The sequence below is a fragment of the Streptomyces sp. NPDC102270 genome (genome assembly GCF_044766405.1).
GTDB lineage: Bacteria > Actinomycetota > Actinomycetes > Streptomycetales > Streptomycetaceae > Streptomyces.
Genome location: NZ_JBIWLX010000022.1, coordinates 13,744 through 37,627 on the forward strand (window position 1 = coordinate 13,744; position 23,884 = coordinate 37,627).

A 23,884-nucleotide genomic window follows, 5' to 3' on the forward strand; every position below is an offset into this window, starting at 1 on the left:
GAGTGGGGACGTCAGAACGCAGACGCCTCCCGGCACGACTTCACCATTGAAATACCGGGCGAGCGGCTTGTCAACAAGAATTGATCTTGTCCTTACCTGACCAAGAGTCGCGAACTCACCAAGGGTCGACATTTCGAACACGGTGTCGGCTGCGAGGACTTCCCCCCAGGTCCGCCGACCACCCCCACAGCCGTGGAGCGCACCACATCATTCAGTGAATTGCGTCACATGAATGGGGTAGGCAATGTGTGCACACAAGCACATGTCGAATCTTTTACGTTTTGATTAAAAGTATGCGAGGAAGTGGAGGGTCGGCTTGTCGGAATAAAATATTCCGCTTGCTATTCGAGCGCGGCGACCAGTTCGAGGTAACGCCGACGGTGGATCTCCGGCACCGTCGCACGGATCATGAACCGCCACATTTCGGCCACTTCCCGGCCCATCTCGTGCGCCGACCCACTCGCGGATCCGGCCGCGCGGCTCCCGACGAGGAAGTACACGAGCGCACGGGCCGCGCTCTCGACCTCGACGTCCGCGTCGAGGTCGGCCTCCCTCCTGGCGGCGGCCAGCCTCTCGGCGACGTTCTCCATCCAGTCGTCGACCGGATCGGGCAGCGGACGGCTCAGCGCAACTCCGCTCATGGCGAGCCGGAGTCCTGCACGGGCGACGGAGCACCGGCCGGTCTGCCCGGCCATTTCGAAGGTCCCCCGAATCAGGGCTTCGAGCGAGGAGTAACCACTGCGATCAATGTCTGCCAGCGCTCGCGAAAGACAGTTGTGCTGCAGATCCATTACGGCGTGAGCCAAATCTTCCTTCGTCGCGAAGTGGAAGTACATGGCACCCTTCGTGACATTCGCACGGGTCACAATGTCCCGCAGGCTCGCCGATTCGTAACCATGTCTGTCGAACAGTTCAGCAGCCGCCTTGACTATCGTAGCGCGCGTCTGCTCAGCACGGAGTTTCCTTGCCATGAATGAGAACCTCCCCGAAAGATGATTTTCCCTTCGTGAAGACTGCGCTCGACGGGGCGTCCGCATGTCAACATTTGGAAAATCCGACCAAATATCGCTCCCGTTGGCTTGATCTCCTGCCGCTCTGTCGCCTTCACGACCACGCAGCAGCGAGGGCTGGTGTCGGGGAGGACGGCAGGTCAGAGCCCCTTCCCATGAGGTCGGGGATCGCGGTGTATTACCGGCCCTTGATCGGTCCCCCGACGTTGCGATTTCCGAATGAGTGACGGCAGCGAGTCACCGGCGAAAGGTACTGTGGGTAATTCGCGCTCCACTGAGCAGCACCGGGGGGAGCCGGGGGCACAGCCGCTCAGGATCCGGCGGCAAATCCACGGGGTCCCTGAACACGCCTCGTATCCCTCCGACGGCGGAGATCGGAATCTGTCTCAGGAAACAGCGGGAGTGGGTTCCGATCACGCCGAAGTGGCGGCGGCCGCGGCCCGGCCGTGACGCTGCGCGCCGCACGACGCGGGTCGGCTGCGCCGCCTGACGCGAGGGCGCTTATCTTGGCGGCTATGCAGTCCTACACGATCGGCCAGGCCGCACGGCTGCTCGGCGTCAGCCCCGACACCGCGCGGCGGTGGGCGGACGCCGGGCGGGTCCCCACCCACCGGGACGACAGCGGTCGGCGCCTCATCGACGGGAGGGACCTGGCCGCCTTCTCCGTGGAGCTGGCCAAGGGGGACGGCGGTGAGGAGGAGACCTCCCACACCTCCGCCCGCAACGCCTTCCCCGGCATCGTCACCGCGGTGAAGCTCGGCGATGTCGCGGCCCAGGTGGAGATCCAGGCGGGCCCGCACCGGCTCGTGTCGCTGCTGACGCGGGAGGCCGTGGAGGAACTCGGCCTGGAGGTCGGGGTGGAGGCCACCGCCCGGGTGAAGTCGACGAACGTGCACATCGATCGCACCTGAGCACGGCCACCGCCCGGGTCAGAGGGTGAGCAGTTCCTCGTGGAAGCCGCCGAACTCCCGCTCTTCGTCGATGAGATGGATCTCCAGGATCCAGTGACAGCGGCGTCCGGCCCTGTCGGTGCGGCGCAGCGGGGTGTCGTTGGCGGGGGTGATGTACGACTCCACGTCGGCGCCGTCGATCCACTCGTGCGGGAACTCGCCGACCAGGTGGCCGGCGTGCCAGCCTCCCAGCTTCCAGCCCGACCTGGTTCGCCAGGTGCTCGATCTCGGCGTACAGGCGCGTGCCGGTGATGTCCGGGTCGGCCTCGAAGCGGCTGCGGCCCGCGGCGAAGATCTTCGGGAGGTCGTCGCGGAGGCGGTGCTTGGCAGGGTCGTCGCCCAGGACGAAGGTGCGGCCGAAGTCGGCCTCGTACTCCTCGAAGATCGGGCCGAAGTCCGCGAAGACGATGTCGTCCACGCCGATCACGCGGTCCGGCGGGTTCTCCCGGTACGGCTTGAGCGTGTTCGGCCCGGAGCGCACGATTTGCTTGTGCCAGTGCCGGGTGGTGCCGAACAGGTCGTTCGCCAGGTCCCGGATCCGGTCGCTGACCGCCTGCTCCCCCGCGCCCGGCGCGACCAGCCCGCGCTCCCCGATCTCCGCGAAGAGCCGCTCCGCCTTCGCCTGGGCGTCCAGCAGTTTCGCCGCGCGCGTGGGTTCGTCATCCGCCATGGGGCCGACCGTAATCACCCGGGTCAACCGGCGGCAACACCATTCATCGAGCCGCCTGCCGTACAAACGCACATGCCAACCTGATGGATCAGGCATCCGGCTTATGCGATGTGACAGGTGACTTTGCCCTTGTATCTGCGTCATGATGATCGGCATGTGCCCGTGACGACCAGGTCGTGTCCGTCAGGACCAGAGGAAGTGGACCCGTGATGATCCCTACCGTGCTCCGGACCCGCCAGGCCCGGCGGACCCGCCGGTCCTTGCAGGTGGCCGGTGCAGGCGCCGCCGCGCTGCTGGCCCTGACCGCCTGCTCGTCGTCCGACTCGGACTCCTCGACCGCTCAGTCGGGCTCCTCCGCCTCGGACCGGCTCTCCGGCACGGTGACCGTCTTCGCCGCCGCCTCCCTCCAGGAGAGCTTCACGGCCCTGGGCAAGCGGTTCGAGCAGGACCACCCCGGCACCCGGGTCACCTTCAGCTTCGGGGGCAGTGACTCGCTCGCCGCGAGCATCACCGGTGGGGCGCCGGCGGACGTGTTCGCGTCCGCCAGCCCCAGGACGATGAAGATCGTCACGGACGCCGGGGACGCCTCCGGCACACCCGCGACCTTCGTGCGCAACCAGTTGGAGATCGCCACGCTGCCCGGCAACCCGGACGAGGTCACGTCGCTGAAGGACCTCACGGACAAGGACCTGAAGGTCGTGCTGTGCGACAAGGAGGTGCCCTGCGGCGCCGCCGCGCAGAAGGCCCTCGACGCGAGCAAGCTGAAGCTGACCCCGGTCTCCTACGAGCAGGACGTCAAGGCCGCGCTGACGAAGGTCGAGCTGAAGGAGGCCGACGCGGCCGTCGTCTACAGGACCGATGTGCGCGCGGCGGGTGACAAGGTGGAGGGCGTGGAGTTCCCCGAGTCCGCCGACGCCGTCAACGCCTACCCGATCACCCTGCTCAAGGGCGCCCGGAACACGGCCACCGCGAAGGCGTTCATCGCGCTCGTGCGGTCCGCCGAGGGCCGGAGGGTCCTGACCGGGGCCGGGTTCCTCAAGCCGTGACCGTTCCCTCGTCGAGCAGGGGCGATGCCGCGACCGAGACCCTCCGGGACGGGCCGCGGCGTCGGCGCGTCCGGACGGTCGGCGGCGGCGGCGGTGTGCCATTGCCTCTCCTCGTGCCCGCGCTGATGGGTCTGGCGTTCCTGATCGTGCCGCTGATCGCCCTGCTCGTACGGGCGCCCTGGCGGAGCATGCCCGAGCAGCTGACCGGCGCCGAGGTGTGGCAGGCGCTCCAGCTGTCCCTGGTCTGCGCCACGGCCGCGACCGCGGTGAGCCTGGTGCTGGGGGTGCCGCTGGCCTGGCTGCTGGCCCGCGTCGAGTTCCCCGGCCGCGGTCTGGTCCGTGCCCTGGTCACTCTGCCGCTGGTCCTCCCACCCGTCGTCGGCGGTGTCGCCCTGCTCATGGCGCTGGGCCGCAACGGGGTCGTCGGGAAGTGGTTGGACGCCTCGTTCGGGATCACACTGCCCTTCACCACCGCCGGGGTCGTGGTCGCGGAGGCGTTCGTCGCGATGCCGTTCCTCGTCATCAGCGTGGAGGGCACCCTGCGGGCCGCCGACCCGCGCTACGAGGAGGCGGCGACGACCCTGGGGGCCTCCCGCTTCACCGCGTTCCGCCGGGTCACCCTCCCGCTGATCGCGCCGGGTATCGCGGCGGGCGCGGTGCTGGCCTGGGCACGGGCGCTGGGCGAGTTCGGCGCGACGATCACCTTCGCCGGCAACTTCCCCGGCCGCACCCAGACCATGCCGCTGGCCGTCTACCTCGCCCTCCAGAGCGACCCGGAGGCGGCCATCGCCCTCAGCCTGGTCCTGCTGGCCGTGTCCGTGGCGGTACTGGCGGGACTGCGCGACCGTTGGATGACAGCAGGATGACACCGTTGGACGACAGCCGGATGACCGAGAAGCCCCGCCCCGCCCCCGACGCGACACCGGACGCGCCCGCCGCCCCCGGCGGTCTCGACGCCCGTCTCGTCGTGGACCGCGGAGCCTTCCGGCTCGATGTGTCCCTGACCGTCGCCCCCGGCGAGGTCGTCGCCCTGCTGGGCCCGAACGGTGCCGGGAAGACCACCGCCCTGCGCGCGCTGGCTGGGCTGACCCCGCTCACCGACGGTCATCTACGGCTGGACGGCGCCGCGTTGGAGCGTACGCCGCCGGAGTCCCGCCCGGTGGGCGTCGTCTTCCAGGACTATCTGCTCTTCCCGCACCTCAGCGCCCTGGACAACATCGCCTTCGGGCCGCGCTGCCAGGGCGCGAGCAAGGCGGCGGCCCGCGCACGAGCCGCCGAGTGGCTGGACCGTATGGGTCTCGCGGCCCACGCGGCAGCCAAGCCCCGCAAGTTGTCCGGCGGGCAGGCCCAACGCGTCGCGCTGGCGAGGGCGTTGGCCACCCGCCCCCGGCTGCTGCTCCTCGACGAGCCCCTCGCCGCCCTCGACGCCCGCACCCGTCTGGAGGTTCGGGCCCAACTCCGGCGCCACCTGGCGGAGTTCGAGGCCGTGGCCGTACTCGTCACGCACGATCCGCTCGACGCCATGGTCCTCGCCGACCGCCTCGTGGTCGTCGAACACGGCACGGTCGTCCAGGAAGGCGCTCCCTCCCACATCGCCCGCCACCCCCGTACCGACTACATCGCCCGATTGGTCGGCCTGAACCTCTACCGGGGCGAGGCCGAGGGGCACACGGTCCGCCTGGAGGCGGGGCCCGCGCTCACCACCACGGAAGACCTCACGGGCCCTGTCTTCGTGGCCTTCCCGCCGAGCGCCGTGACCCTCCACCGCGAACCGCCCACCGGCTCCAGCGCCCGCAACCACTGGCGGTGCGAGGTCGTCGGCCTGGAGACCCACGGCGACCAGATCCGCGCCGACCTCACGGGCGAACTCCCCCTCGTGGCGGACCTCACGACGGTGGCCGCCGCGGAGCTCGACCTGCACCCGGGCGCGGAGGTCTGGGCGGCGGTGAAGGCGGCGCAGACGCACGCGTATCCGGTCTGAGGAGGCCCGGAGGTGCGGGGCCGCGCGGGCACCCTTGCCACCGCGGTGACCGGACGAATCCACCCCTCGGCCCTGCGGACCGACGAACCCGGCCCGGCGCGGTGTGCGCCCGCGGACGATCCGCGCCCACCTGAACGGCTCAACGGGGGTATCGGCCCAGTTACGACACGACCGACCGGCGGGCTGGACACGTGACCGCCGCGCACACCTGACCGGTGCGGAGACGTGACCGGCGCCTGTCCAGCCGGCCGGCTCGGTGGAGCCGCCGCTCCCGTCTCACTCGTACGGGCCTTCCGGGCAGGCCGTCCGGCCTGCGCGTTCCTAGGGTGAATGCCTGCGTGGTGCGTCCGCCCGGCCCGCTCCCGGCCGCCGGCCCGAAGGAGGAGACCATGGCCCTGGCCACCCTCGAACACGGTTCCGACGTCCGGGCGGTCCTGCGGTGACCGCCGGGGACACCCCGCCCGCGCTGCGGTGCGCGAGCCGGCACTCCGGTCCGCGGGACGGAGAGGAGTGCGGGGCCCGCGCCCGTTTCCAGATCGCCTGCCACGCCCGGCCACCGCTGGTCGTGTGCCCTCAACACCTCGGTCCCGCCCTGCTGTTGGCCGAGGGTGTGCTGTGGCCGCCGGAGATCACACTCGTGCGCTGACCGCCCCGTGGGGAGCGTGGGCCGTGCTCAGCCCTTCGTCAGCGTGATGTCCCGCTGCTCGGCGGCGTGGAAGCGGGGCAACGGGAGACCGCTCTGGAGGCTGAGTTCCATGAGGGTGGCCTCGACGTGGATCGCACCCGGTTCGAGCGCGCCCGAGGTGACCTTGCCCGTGTTCTCCCAGTGGTGCTCCACGCCGTCGCACTCCGCGTGGGTTCCGCCGATGCCGTACCGCACCGACGAGGAGCGCCCGTCCACGGAGGAGCTCACGAACACGGGGCCCGTACCGCCGGTGCAGCGGTAGGTGCCGGACAGGGTCACGGTGCCGTCCTCGGCGATACGGCCGACGGGGTCGACGGTGACGGTCTCGGACGGATCGGCGCTCGCGGGCAGTGCGGGGGCGGCCAGCAGGAACAGCGCGGCACCGGCAGCGGCGGTGAGAACGAGGCGAACAGGCATGGGGGGTACCTCCCGGATGATGGAGTGAGGGCCTCCACTGCTACCGGGTACACGCCCGGACAGCCGTGACCGTCACTCCTTCGGTGGCGAGTCCGCACCGAGCGTCGTGGAACCGTCCGAGAGTTGTCCGCGTGTTGTCACGCTTCACGTCGGACCGTTCCGATGAGTCCGCGACGGGAGCATGGTCTACCCATACGGATACGGCCCCCACAGGGACGGTCCAACAATGTGGAGGTGCGCCATGTGTTCTCACCAGTCTTCGTGCGCTTCGTCCGACAACACCGCCGTGCACATCGTCGCCGCCCATCCCGAGCAGGGGTGGAACCTGCTGTGCAACGGCGCGATCGTCTTCGACGACACCGGCGAGCTGCTTCCCGACGGCCGGATCGTCGCCCCGCACCGGGTGCCGACCGGAGAGCTGGCCGTCGCCGCCTGATTCCGCGGCACCGCGGATGCGCGAGCGGGGGCTTGTCGAGGATGCGCACCCCCGCTGGATGGCCGCAGCGATCGACGAAGGCCCCCGGGGCGGCCACTCGAAGGACGACACCGCCTCTGAACGAGGTCGCCGGCAGCTCGGCGACACTACGGCAGCACCGCGAACCCGTCGAGCTCCACCGCTGCCTGGTCGTCCCACAGCCGCACGACCTCGACGACGGCCATGGCGGGATAGTCACGGCCCGCCAACTCCCGCCAGATACGGCCCAGTTCACGGACATGGGCGCGGTAGGCGGTGATGTCGGTGGCGTAGACGGTGACCCGGGCGAGGTCGGACGGGGTACCGCCGGCGGCGGCGAGGGCGGTCAGGAGATTGACGAGTGCCTTCTCGAACTGCTCCGGCAGGGAGTCGCCCACCACCTTGCCGTCGGCGTCGAGGGCCGTCTGCCCCGCCAGGAAGACCACCCGGGACCCGGTGGCGACGACCGCGTGCGAGAAGCCGGTGGGTGGGGAGAGTTCGGGCGGGTTGATGCGCTCGGCGCTCACGAGGCCTCCAGGTTCGCGTACAACTCCTTGGCGATGATGCCCCGTTGCACCTCGCTCGCCCCTTCGTAGATGCGCGGGGCGCGCACCTCCCGGTACAGGTGCTCCAGCAGATGTCCGCGCTGGAGGGCGCGCGCGCCGTGCAGCTGGACCGCGGTGTCGACGACGTACTGCGCCGTCTCGGTGGCCAGCAGCTTCGCCATCGCCGCCCGCTTGGGCACGTCCGGGGCGCCTTCGTCGTACGCCGTCGCCGCCGCGTACACCATGAGGCGGGCCGCGTCCGTGCGCAGGGCCAGCTCGGCGACCGTGTGGGCGACACTCTGGAGGTCCTTCAACCTGCCGCCGAAGGCCTCCCGCCGGGCGGTGTGCGCGAGGGTCGCGTCCAGCGCCGCCTGCGCCATGCCGACCGCGAAGGCGCCGACGCTGGGCCGGAAGAGATTGAGGGTTCCCATGGCGACCCGGAAACCGCGGTCGACCTCACCGAGGACGTCGTCGTCGCTCACAGGCACGGCGTCGAGGGCGAGGGCGCCGATGGGGTGCGGGGAGAGCATGTCGAGGGCGGTGCCGGTGAGACCGGGGCGGTCGGCGGGCAGGAGGAAGGCGGTCACTCCACGGGCTCCGGCGCCGGGGGTGGTCCGGGCGAAGACCGTGTAGAAATCGGCTTCGGGGGCGTTGGAGATCCAGCACTTCTTCCCGGTCAGCCGCCAGCGGGAGGGGCCGTCGGGGACCGCGGACAGGGACAGTGCCGCCGCGTCCGACCCCGCCCCCGGCTCGCTCAGCGCGAACGCGGCCACCGCGCCGCCGTCGCCGACCGCCGGCAGCCAGCGCTCCCGCTGGGCCGGGGTGCCGTGGGCGTGGACGGGGTGGGCGCCGAGACCCTGGAGGGCGAGGGCCGTCTCCGCCTCCGTGCAGGAGTACGCGAGGGACTCCCGCATCAGACAGAGGTCGAGGGCCCCGGAGGTGAACAGCCGCTCCAGCAGGCCCAGTCGACCGAGCTCGGCGATCAGCGGACGGTTCACCTGTCCCGGCTCGCCCTTCTCCGCGAGCGGGCGCAGCCGTTCCTCGGCGAGGGCACGCAGCTCCGCGCACCGGGCGGTCTGTGACGGTTCGAGTGAGAATGCGGGCATTGCCGGTCCCCTCTCGTCGACAGGACCCCACGACAGTATCGCGTGGCGTTGACTGTCGTCACCAACACGATACGCTCCTTGTGCGAGCCCACCATCGACGCCCACTAGGCGGCCCACAAGGCAAGGGGGCGACCCGCCATGAACGTCTCGGCCCACGTCGACACCTTCGCGCGCGACCACCTCCCGCCCCCCGACCAGTGGCCGGAGCTCCGCTTCGACCTCCCGGAGCTGAGGTACCCCGATCGGCTGAACTGTGCCGCCGAGCTGCTGACGGGCCCGCCCGACGACCGCCCGGTCTTCCACACCCCGGCCGGGGACACATGGACGTACGGCACACTGCGCGCCCGGGTCGACCGGCTCGCACATCTGCTCACCGGCGGCCTCGGGGTCGTCCCCGGCAACCGTGTCCTGCTGCGCGGGCCGACCACGCCCTGGCTCGCGGCCTGCTGGCTGGCGGTGCTGAAGGCCGGGGCGGTCGCCGTGACCGTGCTGGCCCAGCAGCGCCCGCACGAGCTGGCCACGATGTGCGAGATCGCGCGCATAGAGCACGCCCTGTGCGACATACGCTCCGTCGACGACCTCGCCAAGGCCGAGATACCGGGCCTCAGGATCACGACGTACGGCGGCGACGCCCCCGACGACCTCCTGAACCGCGAGGCGCCCAGGACGCCGTATCCCACCGTGCGGACGGCGGCCGACGACGTGGCGCTGATCGCCTTCACCTCCGGGACCACCGGGCGTCCCAAGGGCTGTATGCACTTCCACCGGGATGTGCTCGCGACAGCCGACACCTTCTCCAGGCACGTGCTGCGGCCCCATGTGGACGATGTGTTCGCGGGCAGTCCGCCGCTCGGTTTCACCTTCGGGCTCGGCGGTCTGGTGATCTTCCCGATGCGCGTCGGCGCCAGCTCCCTCCTCCTCGAACAGGCCGGTCCCCAGCAGTTGCTGCAGGCCGTCGCCGAGCACCGGGTCTCCGTTCTCTTCACCGCGCCCACCGCCTACCGCGCCATGCTCGACGGGCTCGACGCGTACGACGTCTCTTCCCTGCGCCGCTGTGTCTCCGCCGGTGAGAACCTGCCCGCGGCCACCTGGCGGGCCTGGCGGGAGCGGACCGGGCTGCGGATCGTCAACGGCATCGGCGCCACCGAGCTGCTGCACATCTTCATCTCCGCGGCCGACGAGGACATCCGGCCCGGGACGACCGGGGTGCCGGTACCCGGATGGCACGCGCGCGTGGTCGACGAGAGGGGGCACGAGAAACCCGACGGCGAGCCCGGACTGCTCGCCGTACGCGGCCCCGTCGGCTGTCGCTACCTCGCCGATCCCCGGCAGCGCGAGTACGTGCGGGACGGCTGGAACATCACCGGCGACACATACATCCGGGAGAACGATGGTTACTTCCGCTATGTGGCCCGCGCGGACGACATGATCATCTCCGCCGGGTACAACATCGCCGGACCGGAGGTCGAGGACGCCCTGCTGCGGCACCCGGACGTGGTCGAGGCGGCGGTCGTGGGGCGGGCCGACGAAACACGCGGTCAGGTCGTCGTCGCCTTCGCGGTCCTCAAGGAGGGCGCCGACCGTGATGCCGACGCGCTGCGCGCCTTCGTCAAGGGCGAACTGGCACCCTACAAATGCCCGCGCGAGATCGTCTTCCTGGACGCGCTGCCGCGCACGGCGACCGGAAAACTCCAGCGGTTCAGGCTGCGCACCGATGGTGACCAGCAGTGATCCACACGACCTAAGATGATCAACGTGTCCGACCAGCATGCACCACGGTCTCTCATCGTCACGCTCTACGGAGCCTACGGCCGCTTCGTGCCGGGCCCCGTGCCCGTCGCCGAGCTGATCCGGCTGCTGGCCGCGGTCGGCGTGGACGCCCCCTCCGTACGGTCGTCGGTGTCCCGCCTCAAGCGGCGCGGCCTGCTGCTGCCGGCCCGCACGGCACAGGGCGCCGCCGGCTACGAGCTGTCCCCGGACGCCCGCCAGCTGCTCGACGACGGCGACCGGCGCATCTACGCGGTGACCCCGCCCGAGGACGAGGGCTGGGTGCTCGCCGTGTTCTCGGTGCCCGAGTCGGAGCGGCAGAAGCGGCATGTGCTGCGCTCCCGGCTGGCCGGACTCGGCTTCGGCACGGCGGCCCCCGGGGTGTGGATCGCGCCGGCGCGGCTGTACGAGGAGGCCCGGCACACGCTCCAGCGGCTGCGGCTCGACCCGTACGTGGACTTCTTCCGCGGCGAGCATCTCGGTTTCGCGGCGACCGTGGAGGCGGTCTCCCGCTGGTGGGACCTGGCCGCGATCGCCAAGGAGCACGAGGCGTTCCTCGACCGCCACGCGCGCGTGCTGCACGACTGGGAGGAGCGGGCCGACACTCCGCCGGAGGAGGCCTACCGCGACTACCTCCTCGCCCTCGACTCCTGGCGCCACCTGCCCTACGCCGACCCCGGGCTGCCCGCCGCGCTGCTCCCGGAGGACTGGCCGGGCGAGCGGGCGGCGGCGGTGTTCCGGGGCCTGCACGAGCGGCTGCGGGACGCGGGGGCCACGTTCGTCGGTCTGTGATCCCGGGCCCGTCACAGTCGTGCGGTACGCCGAGAGGAGCGGCCCCTCAAGCCCCCAGTCCGAGCCGGGGCTTGGGTGCGTCCGTGCGGCCGGTCTGTGGCCGGCGGTTGCCCGCGCGGTACGGGTCGGGCCAGGCGACGCCGGGACCGTCGTACCCCTGCTCGGCGGCCGCGTGAAGGGTCCAGTGGGGGTCGTAGAGATGGGGCCGGGCCAGCGCGCACAGATCGGTACGCCCGGCCAGGATCAGTGAGTTGACGTCGTCCCAGGAGGAGATGGCGCCGACCGCGATCACCGGGACGCCGGTCTCGTGACGGATCCGGTCGGCGTACGGCGTCTGGTAGGAGCGGCCGTACTCCGGGTGCTCCTCGGATACGACCTGCCCCGTCGACACGTCGATCGCGTCGGCACCGTGCGCGGCGAAGGCGCGGGCGATCTCGACGGCGTCCTCGGCCGTGGTGCCGCCCTCGGCCCAGTCGGTGGCGGAGATACGGACGGTCATGGGCCGTTCCTGGGGCCACACTCCCCTGACGGCGTCGAAGACTTCGAGCGGGAAGCGCAGGCGCTGGGCGAGCGAGCCGCCGTAGGCGTCCGTGCGGCGGTTGGTCAGCGGGGAGAGGAAGCCGGAGAGCAGGTAGCCGTGGGCGCAGTGCAGTTCGAGGAGGTCGAAGCCGGCTCGGGCGGCCCGCACCGCGGCTTGCGTGAACTGCTCGCGGATGTCGGTCAGTTGGGCACGGCCGAGCTCGCGCGGGGTCTGGTTGGAGGGCTTGTAGGGGATCGGGGACGGCGCCACGACCGGCCAGTTGCCCTCGGGCAGCGGCTCGTCGATGCCCTCCCACATCAGCTTGGTCGAGCCCTTGCGGCCGCTGTGGCCGAGCTGCACACCGATCGCGGTGCCCGGCGACCGCGCGTGGACGAAGTCGGTGATCCGCTTCCAGGCCTCGGCCTGTCGGCCGGTGTAGAGGCCGGTGCAGCCGGGCGTGATGCGTCCCTCGGGCGAGACGCAGACCATCTCGGTCATCACCAGCCCGGCGCCGCCGAGCGCCCTCGCGCCCAGGTGGACGAGGTGGAAGTCGCCCGGAATGCCGTCGGTGGCGGAGTACATGTCCATCGGCGAGACCACGACCCGGTTGCGCAGGGTCAGACCGCGCAGCCGGAACGGGGTGAACATCGGGGGCGTGCCCGGCGGGCAGCCGAACTCGCGCTCCACGGCGCCGGTGAAGCGGGCGTCACGCAGGCGCAGGTTGTCGTGGGTGACCCGGCGGCTGCGGGTGAGCAGGTTGAAGGCGAACTGGCGGGGCGGCTGGTCGAGGTAGAGGCCGAGGTTCTCGAACCACTCCAGGCTGGCGCGGGCGGCGCGCTGCGTGGAGGCGACGACGGGTTTGCGCTCCGCCTCGTAGGCCGCCGACGCCTGTGCCGATGACGGCTGTTCCTCGAGACAGGCGGCCAGGGCGAGGGCGTCCTCCACGGCGAGCTTGGTGCCCGAGCCGATGGAGAAGTGGGCGGTGTGCGCCGCGTCGCCCAGCAGCACGGTGTTGCCGTGCGACCAGCGTTCGTTGACCACCGTGCGGAAGGTGGTCCAGGTGGAGTTGTTGGAGCGCAGAGGGCGGCCGCGGAGTGCTTCGGCGAAGATCTTGGCACAGCTCTGCGTCGACTCCTGTGCGCTGACCTCGTCGAAGCCGGCAGCCCTCCAGACCTCTTCGCGCATCTCGATGATCACGGTGGAGGCGTCGGGCCCGTAGGGGTAGCCGTGGAGCTGCATCACGCCGTGCTCGGTCTCGGCGATCTCGAACCGGAAGGCGTCGAAGGCGAAGTCGGCGGCGAGCCAGATGTAGCGGCAGTGGTGCGAGGTCACATGGGGGCGGAACACAGGTGCGTGGGCCCCACGTGTGGTGCTGTTGACTCCGTCGGCGGCGATGACGAGGTCGTGCGTCTCCTGGAGACCGGCCGGGGCCCGCGTACGGAAGCGGAGGTCCACGCCGAGCGCGCGGCAGCGGTCGTGCAGTATCTCCAGGAGTCGTCTGCGGCCGAGGGCGGCGAAGCCGTGTCCTCCGGAGGTGTGCCGGACGCCCCGGTGCACGATGTCGATGTCGTCCCAGCGGACGAAGTCGGCCTGCATCGCCTCGTAGACCTCCGGGTCGGCGTGCTCGATGCCCCCGAGGGTCTCGTCGGAGAGGACCACTCCGAAGCCGAAGGTGTCGTCGGGGGCGTTGCGTTCCCAGACGGTGATGTCACGTCCGGGATCAAGCCGCTTCAGCAGAGCTGCCGCGTACAGCCCACCAGGACCGCCGCCGATGATCGCGATGCGTCGGACGGAAGTGGACATGATCACCGCCCCTTCCACTTGGGCGGCCGCTTCTCCGTGAACGCCGCGTGGAACTCCCGGTAGTCCTCGCCGTTCATCAGCAGGGCCTGCGTCGAGGCGTCCAGTTCCACGGAGGCCGCCAGCGGCATGTCCAGTTCCGCCGTCAGCAGCGCCTTCGTCTGGGCGTACGCCAGGGCCGGGCCCTCGGCCAGCCGGCGGGCCAGGGCTCGGGCCGCCTCGTCCGCGCCGCCCTCCCCCGTCAGTTCGCTGATCAGGCCGAGGCGCTCGGCCTCGGGGGCGCGGACCGGTTCGCCGAGCATGAGGAGACGGGTGGCGTGGCCGAGCCCGACCACCCGGGGCAGCAGATAGGCCGCGCCCATGTCGCCGCCGGACAGGCCGACCCGGGTGAAGAGGAAGGCGAAGCGGGCCGAGGGGTCCGCCACCCGGAAGTCGGCCGCCAGGGCGAGGACCGCGCCGGCGCCCGCCGCCACCCCGTGCACGGCCGCGATCACCGGGAACGGACACTCCCGTACGGCCCGCACCACCTGGCCCGTCATCCGGTTGAAGTCGAGGAGCTGGGCGGTGTCCATGGCGAGGGTCGCGCCGATGATCTCGTCCACGTCACCGCCGGAACAGAACCCGCGGCCCTCGCCGGCCAGGACCAGGGCGCGCACGGAACGCTCGCGGGACAGCTCCGCGAGCAGATCGCGCAGGTCGGCGTAGGCGCCGAAGGTGAGCGCGTTGAGTCTGTCGGGGCGGGCGAGGGTGACCGTGGCGACGCCGTCGGCGAGGTCGACGCGCAGATGCTGCCAGTCGGGGGTGCGGGCGGCGGAGCCGGTGAAGGGGCTCATGATCGTGCGGCCTCCTCGTGCTCGGACGACGTGCGAGTGGCGAGGTTCCAGGTGCGCTCTGCCCTTCGAAGCTATCACTCATCTTTGACTGTCGTCATGAGTGCGCGATAGAGGTGAGAGAGGTGTCCGGATGTGACCTGGCCCCGTCACATCCGTCACGGCTCGTCGACAGACCGGCAACGGCGGGATCAGCCGCGGGAGGCAAGCCGTTGCTACGGGTAAGCCGCCTGCCAACGGGGCCGAAGGTCCCGTACGGTGCCCGCCGGACGACTCTGCCGACGGCGCCGTACCATTCATCGGGTTGAAAGCAGGACAGCCTGCTCATGAACGGAACCGCCTTGCAAGATCGCCCCCCAGCCTCCGCGTCCTGGCGCATCGCGCTGCCGCATTCCGCCGCGGCCGTGCCCGTGGCGCGCGCGCTGGTCCGCACCGCGCTGGCCGAGCTGGAGCACGGGGCGGACTGCGACACCGCGGAGCTGCTGACGGCGGAGCTGGTGGCGAACGCCGTGGAGCACACGGCCGGCGACACCCCGATAGAGCTGGTCGTGGAGCTGCTGCCGACCGGCTGCCAGGTGGAGGTGCACGACCCGGACCCGGCGCCCCCGGGGCATCTCACCCAGCCGGACACCACGGAACCGGACCCCTGGCAGGAGCACGGCCGGGGGCTGCTCCTGATCAGGGCGCTCAGCTCGTCGTGCGGTCACCGCCCGACCGAGACCGGCAAGGCGGTGTGGTTCCACCTCAAGGCGGTGCCGCCTCGGTGGCACCCGGCGTGAGGTTCAGGCCAGCGTCGCGACCAGCACGGCCTTGATCGTGTGCAGGCGGTTCTCCGCCTCGTCGAAGACCACCGAGTGCGCCGACTCGAACACCTCGTCCGTGACCTCCAGGGACTCGAGGCCGTGGGTCTCGAAGATCTCCTGGCCCACCTTCGTACCGAGGTCGTGGAAGGCGGGCAGGCAGTGCAGGAACTTGACGTCCGCGTTCCCCGTGGCCCGCAGCACGTCCATGGTCACCGCGTACGGCGACAGCGCGGCGATCCGCTCGTCCCACACGTCCTTCGGCTCGCCCATGGAGACCCAGACGTCGGTCGCGACGAAGTCCGCCCCCCGCACGCCCTCCTCCAGCGACTCGGTGAGGGTGATCCGCGCCCCGCTGTCCACGGCGAGCGCACGCGCCCGCTCGACGATGTCCTGCGCGGGCCAGTAGGCCTTCGGCGCGACGATCCGTACGTCCATGCCCAGCAGCGCACCGGTGATCAGATACGAGTTGCCCATGTTGAACCGCGCGTCACCGAGGTAGGCGAACGCGATCTCCCGGACCGGCTTCGCGGTGTGCTCGGTCATCGTGAGCACATCGGCCAGCATCTGTGTGGGGTGCCAGTCGTCGGTGAGCCCGTTGTAGACGGGCACCCCGGCGTACGCCGCCAGCTCCTCCACCTTCTGCTGACTGTCCCCGCGGTACTCGATCCCGTCGTACATACGGCCGAGCACGCGCGCGGTGTCGCGTACGGACTCCTTGTGCCCGATCTGCGAGCCGGACGGGTCCAGGTAGGTCGTCGAGGCGCCCTGGTCCGCCGCGGCGACCTCGAACGCGCAGCGCGTGCGCGTCGAGGTCTTCTCGAAGATCAGCGCGATGTTCTTCCCGCTCAGGTACCGGGTCTCGGCCCCCGCCTTCTTGGCGGCCTTCAGCTCGGCCGCCAGCTCGACCAGCCCGAGGAACTCCTGCTCGGTGAAGTCGAGCTCCTTGAGGAAGTGGCGGCCGGCGAGGGCGGTCGGAACTGTCGCCATGGGGGGCGCTCCAGAGGTACGTGATCAGACGGACCTTGGAAGTCTATACGACCTTCAGCATTTATATACAGGCAGCTGTACGACTGTGCGCTCGACCGTTCCACGACAGATCGCTTCTATACGGCCGCCCGTTCCACCGGACAGCTCATGCAGCGCGGTCCGCCCCTGCCCCGCCCCAGCTCACTGCCCGGGATCTCGATGACCTCGATGCCCTGCTTGCGCAGATGGGTGTTGGTGGTGGCGTTGCGCTCGTAGGCGACGACGACACCCGGCTCGACCGCGAGGACGTTGCAGCCGTCGTCCCACTGCTCGCGCTCGGCGGCGTGCACGTCCTGGGTGGCGGTCAGGACCCGGATCTCGCTCAGTCCGAGCGCGGCGGCGATCGCGCGGTGCATGTGCTCCGGCGGGTGGTCGGTGACCTTGAGTTCCTTGTCGCCGACACCCGGTTCGATGGTGTACGACCGGAGCATGCCGAGCCCGGCGTACTGGGTGAAGGTGTCGCCGTCGACCATCGTCATCACGGTGTCGAGATGCATGAAGGCCCGCCGTTTCGGCATGTCGAGGGCCACGATCGAGTGCGCGGAGCCCTCGGCGAACAGCTTGTGCGCGAGCATCTCGACGGCCTGGGGCGTGGTCCGCTCGCTCATGCCGATGAGGACGGCGCCGTTGCCGATGACGAGGACGTCGCCGCCCTCGATGGTGGACGGGTAGTCGGCCTGGCCCTCCGACCAGACGTGGAACGTTTCGTCACGGAAGAGCGGGTGGTGGCGGTAGATCGCCTCGAAGTGGACCGTCTCGCGTCGGCGGGCCGGCCGGCGCATGGCGTTGACGGCGACCCCGTCGTAGATCCAGGCCGAGGTGTCGCGGGTGAAGAGGTGGTTGGGCAGCGGGGCCAGGAGGAAGTCGTCGAGGTCCATCACATGGAAGCGCACGGAGGTCGGCTCCGGGTGCGCGTCCAGGAACTCCCGCTTGGTCATACCGCCGACGAGCGCCTCCGCGAGTTCTCCGGCGGGCAGCGCCTCGAAGGAGGCCCTCAGGTGGTCGGTGGCCAGCGGGCCGTACTCCTTCTCGTCGAAGACCCGGTCCAGCACGAGCGACCGGGCCTGCGGGATCTCCAGGACCTCGGTGAGCAGGTCGCCGAAGAGGTGCACGGCGACACCGCGGTCGCGCAGCACGTCGGCGAATCCGTCGTGCTCGGCGCGCGCCCGGCGCACCCAGAGCACGTCGTCGAAGAGGAGCGCGTCCTTGTTGCTGGGGGTGAGCCTTTTGAGCTCGAGATCCGGCCGGTGCAGGATGACGCGGCTGAGCCGCCCGGCTTCGGAGTCGACATGGAATCCCATGCCTCCATCCTGACCACCGAGGGGCCTGTTGACCCACGGTCCGCGCGGCTTTCTTGTTCTCGTCCCCTTGACGACAACTGACCCTTCCGGTTATCGTCCAATAGACGAAAAGAGGGGGCTCGATGGCCGACATCACCCGGCGCCTCGGCTGGCGCCATCTGCGCGGCGCACCCACGGCGCACATCCGGCACCACCGCGGCGGCGCACTGCTGCACGACGGTCCCGGGCTCAGCTTCTGGTTCCGCGCACTGACGGCCGCGCTCTCCGAAGTCCCGGTGGACGACCGCGAGCTGGCCATGACCTTCCACGCCCGTACGTCCGACTTCCAGGACGTGGCGGTGCAGGCGACCGTGACCTACCGGATCGGGGACCCGGCGCTCGCGGCCGCCCGCCTGGACTTCTCGATCGACCCGGACACCGGGGTGTGGCGGGGTGCGCCCCTGGAGCAACTGGGCACACTGCTCACGGAGACGGCCCAGCAGCACGCGCTCGACGTACTGGCCCGCACTCCCCTGTCCGTCGCCCTCGTCGACGGGGTGGCGGCGGTGCGCGAGCGGGTCGCGGCGGGCCTGGACGCGGAGCCACGGCTGCCGGCCACCGGCATCGAGGTGGTCGCCGTACGCGTGATGGCGCTGCGTCCCGAGCCGGAGGTGGAACGGGCCCTGCGCACCCCGGCCCGCGAGCAGATCCAGCAGGAGGCCGACCGGGCGACCTACGAACGGCGGGCCGTGGCCGTGGAGCGTGAGCGGGCCATTGCCGAGAACGAACTGGACAGCAAGATCGAACTCGCCCGCCGCGAGGAGCAGTTGGTGGACCAGCGAGGCACGAACGCCCGTCGGGAGGCCGAGGAGCACGCGGCGGCGGACGCGGTACGGGCCGAGGCGGAGGCGACGCGTTCGGTACGGCTGGCTCGCGCGGAGGCCGACGGAGTGCGCGCGGTCGGTGACGCCAAGGCGCAGGCACAGGCCGCCTGGCTGCGGGTGCACGCGGAGGTCGACGTGGCCACGCTGCACGCCCTCACCGGGACCCGGCTCGCGGAGAACCTGCCGAACATCGACAGCGTGACGATCTCCCCCGACGTACTGACGGGGCTCCTGGCCAAACTGGGCGCACGGGAGCCGGAGTGAGTCTCGCGCCGCGCGCGGTCCTGGTCCATCGCACCACGGAGTACGAGGAGTTGGTGGCCCACCACGGCACCCACGGCCAGGCCGCCTTCTTCCTCTCCTCCCGGGGCCGGGACATCCGGGAGGTCGCCGAACGCCACGAACGCACCCGACGGGCGCTCGCCGAGGTGACCTCCGCGATTCCGCTGACCTGGCGTCAGGCGCGGGTGGAGCGGGCCGACCTGGACCGTTTCCTGTTCGCTCCCGAGGACGTCGTGATCGTGGTCGGCCAGGACGGACTGGTGGCGAACGTGGCCAAGTACCTCTCCGGTCAGCCGGTGCTGGGCATCGACACCGAGCCCGGCCGCAACCCCGGTGTGCTGGTGCGGCACCGACCGCGGGACACCGCCAGATTGCTGACGGCGGCCGGTGCGGGCGTCGACGAGTTGACGATGGTCGAGGCCGTGGCGGACGACACCCAGCGGCTCGTCGCGCTGAACGAGATCTACCTGGGCGCCGCCGGACACCAGACCGCCAGATACCGCCTGGGCCTGGAGGGCGACGGGGGTGTCGTCGAGGCCCAGGCCTCCTCCGGGGTGCTGGTGGGGACGGGGACCGGAGCCACGGGCTGGCTCCGGTCCGTGTGGCAGGAGCGGGGCGCCGCCCTACGGCTGCCGGCCCCGACGGAGACCCGCCTGGTCTGGTTCGTCCGCGAGGCCTGGCCCTCCCCGGCCACCGGCACCCTGCTGACCGCCGGCGAACTCCTCGCCCCCGCCCGCCTCCGCCTCACCGTCGAGTCCGAACGCCTGATCGCCTTCGGGGACGGGATGGAGGGCGACTCGCTGGAGCTGACGTGGGGGCAGACCGTGGAGGTGGGGGTGTGCGGGGAGCGGCTGCGGTTGCTGGGGTGAGCCACGCCTCACAAACGGGGGTCCACCGGCTCCGACTCCAGCGCCAGCACCCCGAACACCGCCTCGTGCACCCGCCACAGCGGCTCGCCCTCCGCCAGCCGGTCCAGGGCCTCGAGGCCGAGGGCGTACTCGCGGATCGCGAGGGAGCGCTTGTGGTTCAGGAACCTCTTGCGCAGCCGGTCGAGGTTCTCAGGACGGGTGTACTCGGGACCGTAGATGATCCGCAGGTACTCCCGGCCGCGGCACTTGATACCGGGCTGGACCAGACGGCCCTCCGTACTGCGGACCACCGCGCCGAGCGGCTTGACGACCATGCCCTCGCCGCCGCGCCCGGTCATCTCCAGCCACCAGTCGACGCCCGCCCGCACCGACTCCGGGTCACCGGTGTCGACGTAGAGGCGCCGGGTCGTCTGGAGCAGGCCCGTACTGTCGTGCTCCACCAGGCGGTCGAGGCAGGCCAGTTGCTCGTCGTGCGGGAGCCCGGCGAGGCTGCGGCCCTGGACCGCGAGGATCTGGAACGGGGCCAGGCGGACACCGTCCAGGCCGTCGGTGGTCCAGCAGTAGCGCCGGTACGCGTCGGTGAACGCGCTCGCCGCGTCGGCCCGTTCGCGCTGACGGCCCAGCAGGTCCGACACGTCCACGCCCCGGTCCGCGGCGCCCTGGAGCGCGGCCAGCGCGCCCGGGAACACCGCTCCGGACGCGGCGCCGACGGCCGCGTACTGCGACCGCAGCAGACCGGAGGCCTTCAGCGACCACGGCATCAGCTCGGCGTCCAACAGGAGCCAGTCACCCGCGCCGGAGGCGCTGTTGGACGCAGTGAGTTCGGACCACAGGCCCGCCTCGCCGATCGCCGTGCGCAAGCGGTCCAGGATCGTTTCCGTCACCGACTCGTCGTCGAAGAACGGGCGGCCGGTCCGCGTGTACAGCGAGCCCGTAGGGCCGTCGACTCCGAAGCGCCTGCGGGCCGTCTCCGCGTCCCGGCAGACCAGGGCCACCGCCCGCGAGCCCATGTGCTTCTCCTCGCACACGACCCGCTCGACACCGTCCTGCGCGTACTGCGCGAAGGCCTCGGCAGGGTGCTCCAGGTACCCCTCGATGTGACTGGTGGCCGTCGGTGCCATGGTCGGCGGAAGGTACGGCAGCAGCCGCGGGTCCACCGCGAAGCGGCTCATGACCTCCAGGGCCGCGGCCGCGTTCTCCTCCCGGACCGCCACCCGGCCCTGGTGCCGGGTCTCGACCGCCCTGCGGCCGTGCACGTCGGCGAGGTCCAGGGGCCGGCCGTCCTGCCCGCCGGGCGCCTCCGACTTCAGCGGCTTCGTCGGCTCGTACCAGACCTGCTGCGCCGGTACGTCGACCAGCTCCCGCTCCGGCCAGCGCAGCGCCGTGAGCTTGCCGCCGAAGACCGCTCCGGTGTCCAGGCAGATCGTGTTGTTGAGCCAGGTCGCCTCCGGGACCGGGGTGTGGCCGTAGACCACCGCCGCCCGGCCGCGGTAGTCCTCCGCCCACGGGTAGCGCACCGGCAGCCCGAACTCGTCGGTCTCGCCGGTGGTGTCCCCGTACAGGGCGTGCGAGCGGACCCGGCCGGAGGTGCGGCCGTGGTACTTCTCCGGCAGACCGGCGTGGCAGACGACCAGGCGGCCGCCGTCGAGGACGTAGTGGCTGACCAGGCCGTCGATGAACTCCCTCACCTCGGCCCGGAACTCGTCCGTGACGCTCTCCATCTGCTCGATGGTCTCCGCGAGGCCGTGGGTGTGCTGGACCTTGCGGCCCTTGAGGTAACGGCCGTACTTGTTCTCGTGGTTGCCCGGCACGCACAGCGCGTTGCCCGACTTGACCATCGACATCACGCGGCGCAGCACGCCGGGGCTGTCCGGGCCGCGGTCGACGAGGTCGCCGACGAATACCGCGGTACGGCCCTCGGGGTGGACGCCGTCGGCGTAGCCCAACTTGTGGAGGAGCGACTCCAGTTCGAGGGCGCAGCCGTGGATGTCGCCGACGATGTCGAAGGGGCCGGTGAGGTGGGTCAGGTCGTTGAAGCGCTTCTCGGTGACGACGGTGGCGTTCTCGATGTCCCCGACCCCGCGCAGGACGTGCACCTTGCGGAAGCCCTCGCGCTCCAGGTGGCGGATCGAGCGGCGCAGTTCGCGGATGTGGCGCTTGATGACCCGGACCGGCATGTCGGCCCGGTCGGTGCGGGCCGCGTTGCGCTCGGCGCACACCTCCTCGGGCACATCCAGCACGATGGCGATCGGCAGCACGTCGTACTGCCTGGCCAGGTCGATCAGCTGCCGTCGGGAGTCCGACTGCACGCTGGTCGCGTCGACGACCGTGCGGCGGCCGGCGGCCAGGCGCTTGCCCGCGATGTAGTGCAGGACGTCGAAGGCGTCCTTCGTCGCGCCCTGGTCGTTCTCGTCGTCGGAGACCAGGCCCCGGCAGAAGTCCGAGGAGATCACCTCGGTCGGCTTGAAGTTCCGGCGGGCGAACGTGGACTTGCCGGAGCCGGAGGCGCCGACGAGGACGACGAGGGAGAGGTCGGTGACGGGAAGAGTCCGCCCTGTGCGCTGGGTCTCGGTCATGCCGCCTTCACCTCCTTCTCGGTCTTGATCACAGCTGTGCGCAGCTCGAAAACGGCCATCTGTGTGGGCGGCCCGACCTCCGGGTCGTTTGGCCCCACCGGGACGAACTCCACGTCGTAGCCGTGCCGTTCGGCCACCGACGACGCCCAGTCCCGGAAATCCTGCCGCGTCCACTCGAAGCGGTGGTCGCCGTGCCGGACGTGCCCGGCCGGGAGCGACTCCCAGCGCACGTTGTACTCGACGTTCGGGGTCGTCACGAGGACGGTCCGGGGGCGGGCCGCGCCGAACACCGCGTACTCCAGGGCCGGCAGCCGGGGCAGGTCGAGGTGCTCGATCACCTCGCTGAGCACGGCGGCGTCGTACCCCTTGAGCCGCTTGTCGGTATAGGCCAGCGAACCCTGGAAGAGCTGGACGCGGGAGGCCATCCGCTCCCCCATGCGGTCCAGCTTCAGCCGGCGGGAGGCGATGGTGAGCGCCCGCACCGACACGTCGACGCCGACGATCTCGGTGAACCTCGGGTCCTTGAGCAGCGCCTGCACCAACTGGCCCTGTCCGCACCCGAGGTCCAGGACCCGGGCGGCACCGGCGGCGCGCAGCGCCTCAAGGATCGCCTCGCGCCGCTGGACGGCGAGCGGGGTCGGCTTCTCCTCGGTCTCGGTCTCCGCCTCGACGGCGTTGTCGATGTCCTCGACCGCGCTGTCGTCGGCCTCCGCGAGCCTCACCAACTCCAGGCGCTCCATGGCCTCCCGCGTCAGCGACCAGCGGCGGGACAGGTAGCGGCTGGTGATCAGCTTCTGCTCCGGGTGCGCGGGCAGCCAGCCCTCACCGGCCCTGAGCAGCTTGTCGACCTCGTCGGAGGCCACCCAGTAGTGCTTGGCGTCGTCGAGGACGGGGAGGAGGACGTACAGGTGGCGCAGGGCCTCGGCGACGGTGAGCCGCGTGGACTCCAGTTCGAGACGGACGTAGCGCGAGTCGCCCCACTCGGGGAACTCGGTGTCCAGCGCGACCGGTTCGACGGTCACGTCCCAACCGAGCGGCTCGAAGAGACGCCGTACGAGCTCCGGACCGCCACGGGCCGGAAGCGCGGGCACCTCGATGCGCAACGGCCGCGGCTGCGTGGGCAGTTCGGGCTTGGCACCGCACACCCCGCGCATCGCGCTGGAGAACACCGCGCTCAGCGCCACCGCGAGCAGCGAGGAGGCCGCGTACGGACGGTCGTTGACGTACTGCGCGAGCGCCGCGTCCGGGGCGCCGCCGCGTCCCTTGCCCTTGCCGCGCCTGACCAGCGCCACCGCGTCGACCTCCAGCAGCAGCGCCGCCGTGCAGCGCTGATCGTCCGCCTCGGGATACAGGACGTGCGCCCTGCCGTAGGAGGTGGAGAACGCCTGCGCGTTGTCGGGATGCTTGTGCAGCAGGAAGCCGAGGTCGGTGGCGGGGCGTTCGGGAGTGCCGGTGGTACTGATCGTCAGAAACATGCGAGTGGCCTCTCCGGCCGGTGGACGGGACAGGATGCCGTGCGCGCGAAAGCCCCCGAGACGGTGATCCCGGGGGCTCGGCAGGACGACGCTCTCAGCTTCCCACAGCGGGTCCC

At 71.0% G+C, this 23,884-nt stretch carries 21 protein-coding genes and 1 pseudogene; 11 read left to right on the forward strand and 11 right to left on the reverse strand.

The features are described 5' to 3' along the window. Positions 1-341: 341 nt before the first annotated feature. Entirely contained in the window at positions 342-971 is a 630-nt protein-coding gene (locus ACIRP7_RS37120) for a ScbR family autoregulator-binding transcription factor (RefSeq protein ID WP_403668753.1), read from the reverse strand. Between the two features lie 554 nt (positions 972-1,525). Here ACIRP7_RS37120 and ACIRP7_RS37125 point away from each other — a divergent pair. Continuing rightward, positions 1,526-1,921: a helix-turn-helix transcriptional regulator gene (locus tag ACIRP7_RS37125; protein ID WP_352382141.1), complete on the forward strand. Its 396-nt coding sequence runs from the start codon at positions 1,526-1,528 to the stop codon at positions 1,919-1,921. A gap of 18 nt (positions 1,922-1,939) precedes the next feature. Here ACIRP7_RS37125 and ACIRP7_RS37130 read toward each other — a convergent pair. After that, positions 1,940-2,630 (reverse strand): annotated as a pseudogene (locus ACIRP7_RS37130) (M24 family metallopeptidase). A gap of 209 nt (positions 2,631-2,839) precedes the next feature. On the opposite strand from ACIRP7_RS37130, the gene modA reads away from it, so the two are divergent. The 4 genes from modA (at position 2,840) to ACIRP7_RS37150 (ending at position 6,303) form a co-directional block, all read left to right on the forward strand. Continuing rightward, on the forward strand, positions 2,840-3,676 hold the full coding sequence (gene modA, locus ACIRP7_RS37135; RefSeq protein WP_403668756.1) for a molybdate ABC transporter substrate-binding protein: 837 nt from the start codon (positions 2,840-2,842) through the stop codon (positions 3,674-3,676). Next, positions 3,673-4,542, forward strand: coding sequence for a molybdate ABC transporter permease subunit (modB, locus tag ACIRP7_RS37140; protein WP_403668758.1), 870 nt, complete (start codon positions 3,673-3,675; stop codon positions 4,540-4,542). Before modA ends, modB begins: the two co-directional genes overlap by 4 nt. Before the next feature lie 20 nt (positions 4,543-4,562). Further along, the gene (locus ACIRP7_RS37145; RefSeq protein WP_403669138.1) at positions 4,563-5,657 is read left to right on the forward strand and encodes an ABC transporter ATP-binding protein; all 1,095 of its coding nucleotides are present in this window, start codon (positions 4,563-4,565) and stop codon (positions 5,655-5,657) included. Positions 5,658-6,123: 466 nt separating this feature from the next. Then, positions 6,124-6,303, forward strand: a complete 180-nt coding sequence (locus ACIRP7_RS37150) for a hypothetical protein (RefSeq protein ID WP_359029004.1) — start codon at positions 6,124-6,126, stop codon at positions 6,301-6,303. A gap of 27 nt (positions 6,304-6,330) precedes the next feature. Here ACIRP7_RS37150 and ACIRP7_RS37155 read toward each other — a convergent pair whose 3' ends face one another. After that, a complete protein-coding gene (locus tag ACIRP7_RS37155; protein ID WP_403668761.1) occupies positions 6,331-6,759 on the reverse strand; it encodes a DUF6299 family protein in 429 nt (142 codons plus the stop codon). 241 nt (positions 6,760-7,000) lie between these two features. Here ACIRP7_RS37155 and ACIRP7_RS37160 point away from each other — a divergent pair, with 241 nt between their 5' ends. Then, positions 7,001-7,195 carry a DUF5999 family protein gene (locus ACIRP7_RS37160; protein ID WP_403668764.1) on the forward strand — a complete coding sequence of 65 codons (195 nt, stop codon included), beginning with the start codon at positions 7,001-7,003 and terminating at the stop codon, positions 7,193-7,195. Positions 7,196-7,341: 146 nt separating this feature from the next. Here ACIRP7_RS37160 and ACIRP7_RS37165 read toward each other — a convergent pair whose 3' ends face one another. Together ACIRP7_RS37165 and ACIRP7_RS37170 are read right to left on the reverse strand one after the other, a co-directional pair. Beyond that, positions 7,342-7,740, reverse strand: coding sequence for a RidA family protein (locus ACIRP7_RS37165; protein ID WP_403668766.1), 399 nt, complete (start codon positions 7,738-7,740; stop codon positions 7,342-7,344). Then, on the reverse strand, positions 7,737-8,864 hold the full coding sequence (locus tag ACIRP7_RS37170; RefSeq protein WP_403668768.1) for an acyl-CoA dehydrogenase family protein: 1,128 nt from the start codon (positions 8,862-8,864) through the stop codon (positions 7,737-7,739). The genes ACIRP7_RS37165 and ACIRP7_RS37170 overlap by 4 nt, the downstream gene beginning before the upstream one ends. Positions 8,865-9,002: 138 nt before the next feature. On the opposite strand from ACIRP7_RS37170, the gene ACIRP7_RS37175 reads away from it, so the two are divergent. Beyond that, the gene (locus ACIRP7_RS37175) at positions 9,003-10,595 is read left to right on the forward strand and encodes an AMP-binding protein (RefSeq protein ID WP_403668771.1); all 1,593 of its coding nucleotides are present in this window, start codon (positions 9,003-9,005) and stop codon (positions 10,593-10,595) included. A 15-nt stretch (positions 10,596-10,610) separates the two neighbouring features. Beyond that, positions 10,611-11,423 (forward strand): PaaX family transcriptional regulator C-terminal domain-containing protein, encoded by an 813-nt coding sequence (locus ACIRP7_RS37180; RefSeq protein WP_403668774.1) that lies wholly within the window; start codon positions 10,611-10,613, stop codon positions 11,421-11,423. 46 nt (positions 11,424-11,469) lie between these two features. Here the strand turns inward: ACIRP7_RS37180 and ACIRP7_RS37185 are convergent, their stop codons facing one another. Both ACIRP7_RS37185 and ACIRP7_RS37190 read right to left on the reverse strand, forming a co-directional pair. After that, positions 11,470-13,746 (reverse strand): bifunctional salicylyl-CoA 5-hydroxylase/oxidoreductase, encoded by a 2,277-nt coding sequence (locus ACIRP7_RS37185; RefSeq protein ID WP_403668777.1) that lies wholly within the window; start codon positions 13,744-13,746, stop codon positions 11,470-11,472. 2 nt (positions 13,747-13,748) lie between these two features. Continuing rightward, positions 13,749-14,576, reverse strand: a complete 828-nt coding sequence (locus ACIRP7_RS37190) for an enoyl-CoA hydratase family protein (RefSeq protein WP_403668780.1) — start codon at positions 14,574-14,576, stop codon at positions 13,749-13,751. A gap of 323 nt (positions 14,577-14,899) precedes the next feature. Here ACIRP7_RS37190 and ACIRP7_RS37195 point away from each other — a divergent pair, with 323 nt between their 5' ends. Beyond that, the gene (locus ACIRP7_RS37195; protein ID WP_403668783.1) at positions 14,900-15,352 is read left to right on the forward strand and encodes an ATP-binding protein; all 453 of its coding nucleotides are present in this window, start codon (positions 14,900-14,902) and stop codon (positions 15,350-15,352) included. A gap of 3 nt (positions 15,353-15,355) precedes the next feature. Here ACIRP7_RS37195 and argF read toward each other — a convergent pair whose 3' ends face one another. Continuing rightward, on the reverse strand, positions 15,356-16,363 hold the full coding sequence (gene argF, locus ACIRP7_RS37200; protein WP_403668786.1) for an ornithine carbamoyltransferase: 1,008 nt from the start codon (positions 16,361-16,363) through the stop codon (positions 15,356-15,358). 116 nt (positions 16,364-16,479) lie between these two features. Next, a complete protein-coding gene (locus tag ACIRP7_RS37205; RefSeq protein ID WP_403668789.1) occupies positions 16,480-17,703 on the reverse strand; it encodes an arginine deiminase in 1,224 nt (407 codons plus the stop codon). Between the two features lie 122 nt (positions 17,704-17,825). Between ACIRP7_RS37205 and ACIRP7_RS37210 the strand changes: the two genes are divergently transcribed. Together ACIRP7_RS37210 and ACIRP7_RS37215 are read left to right on the forward strand one after the other, a co-directional pair. Then, complete coding sequence (locus ACIRP7_RS37210; protein WP_403668792.1) at positions 17,826-18,830, forward strand: SPFH domain-containing protein; 1,005 nt, start codon at positions 17,826-17,828, stop codon at positions 18,828-18,830. Further along, positions 18,827-19,717, forward strand: a complete 891-nt coding sequence (locus ACIRP7_RS37215) for a hypothetical protein (RefSeq protein WP_403668795.1) — start codon at positions 18,827-18,829, stop codon at positions 19,715-19,717. Before ACIRP7_RS37210 ends, ACIRP7_RS37215 begins: the two co-directional genes overlap by 4 nt. Positions 19,718-19,725: 8 nt before the next feature. Here ACIRP7_RS37215 and ACIRP7_RS37220 read toward each other — a convergent pair whose 3' ends face one another. Then, positions 19,726-22,293 carry a polynucleotide kinase-phosphatase gene (locus ACIRP7_RS37220; RefSeq protein ID WP_403668798.1) on the reverse strand — a complete coding sequence of 856 codons (2,568 nt, stop codon included), beginning with the start codon at positions 22,291-22,293 and terminating at the stop codon, positions 19,726-19,728. Continuing rightward, on the reverse strand, positions 22,290-23,768 hold the full coding sequence (locus ACIRP7_RS37225) for a 3' terminal RNA ribose 2'-O-methyltransferase Hen1 (protein WP_403668801.1): 1,479 nt from the start codon (positions 23,766-23,768) through the stop codon (positions 22,290-22,292). Before ACIRP7_RS37225 ends, ACIRP7_RS37220 begins: the two co-directional genes overlap by 4 nt. Between the last annotated feature and the right edge of the window lie 116 nt (positions 23,769-23,884).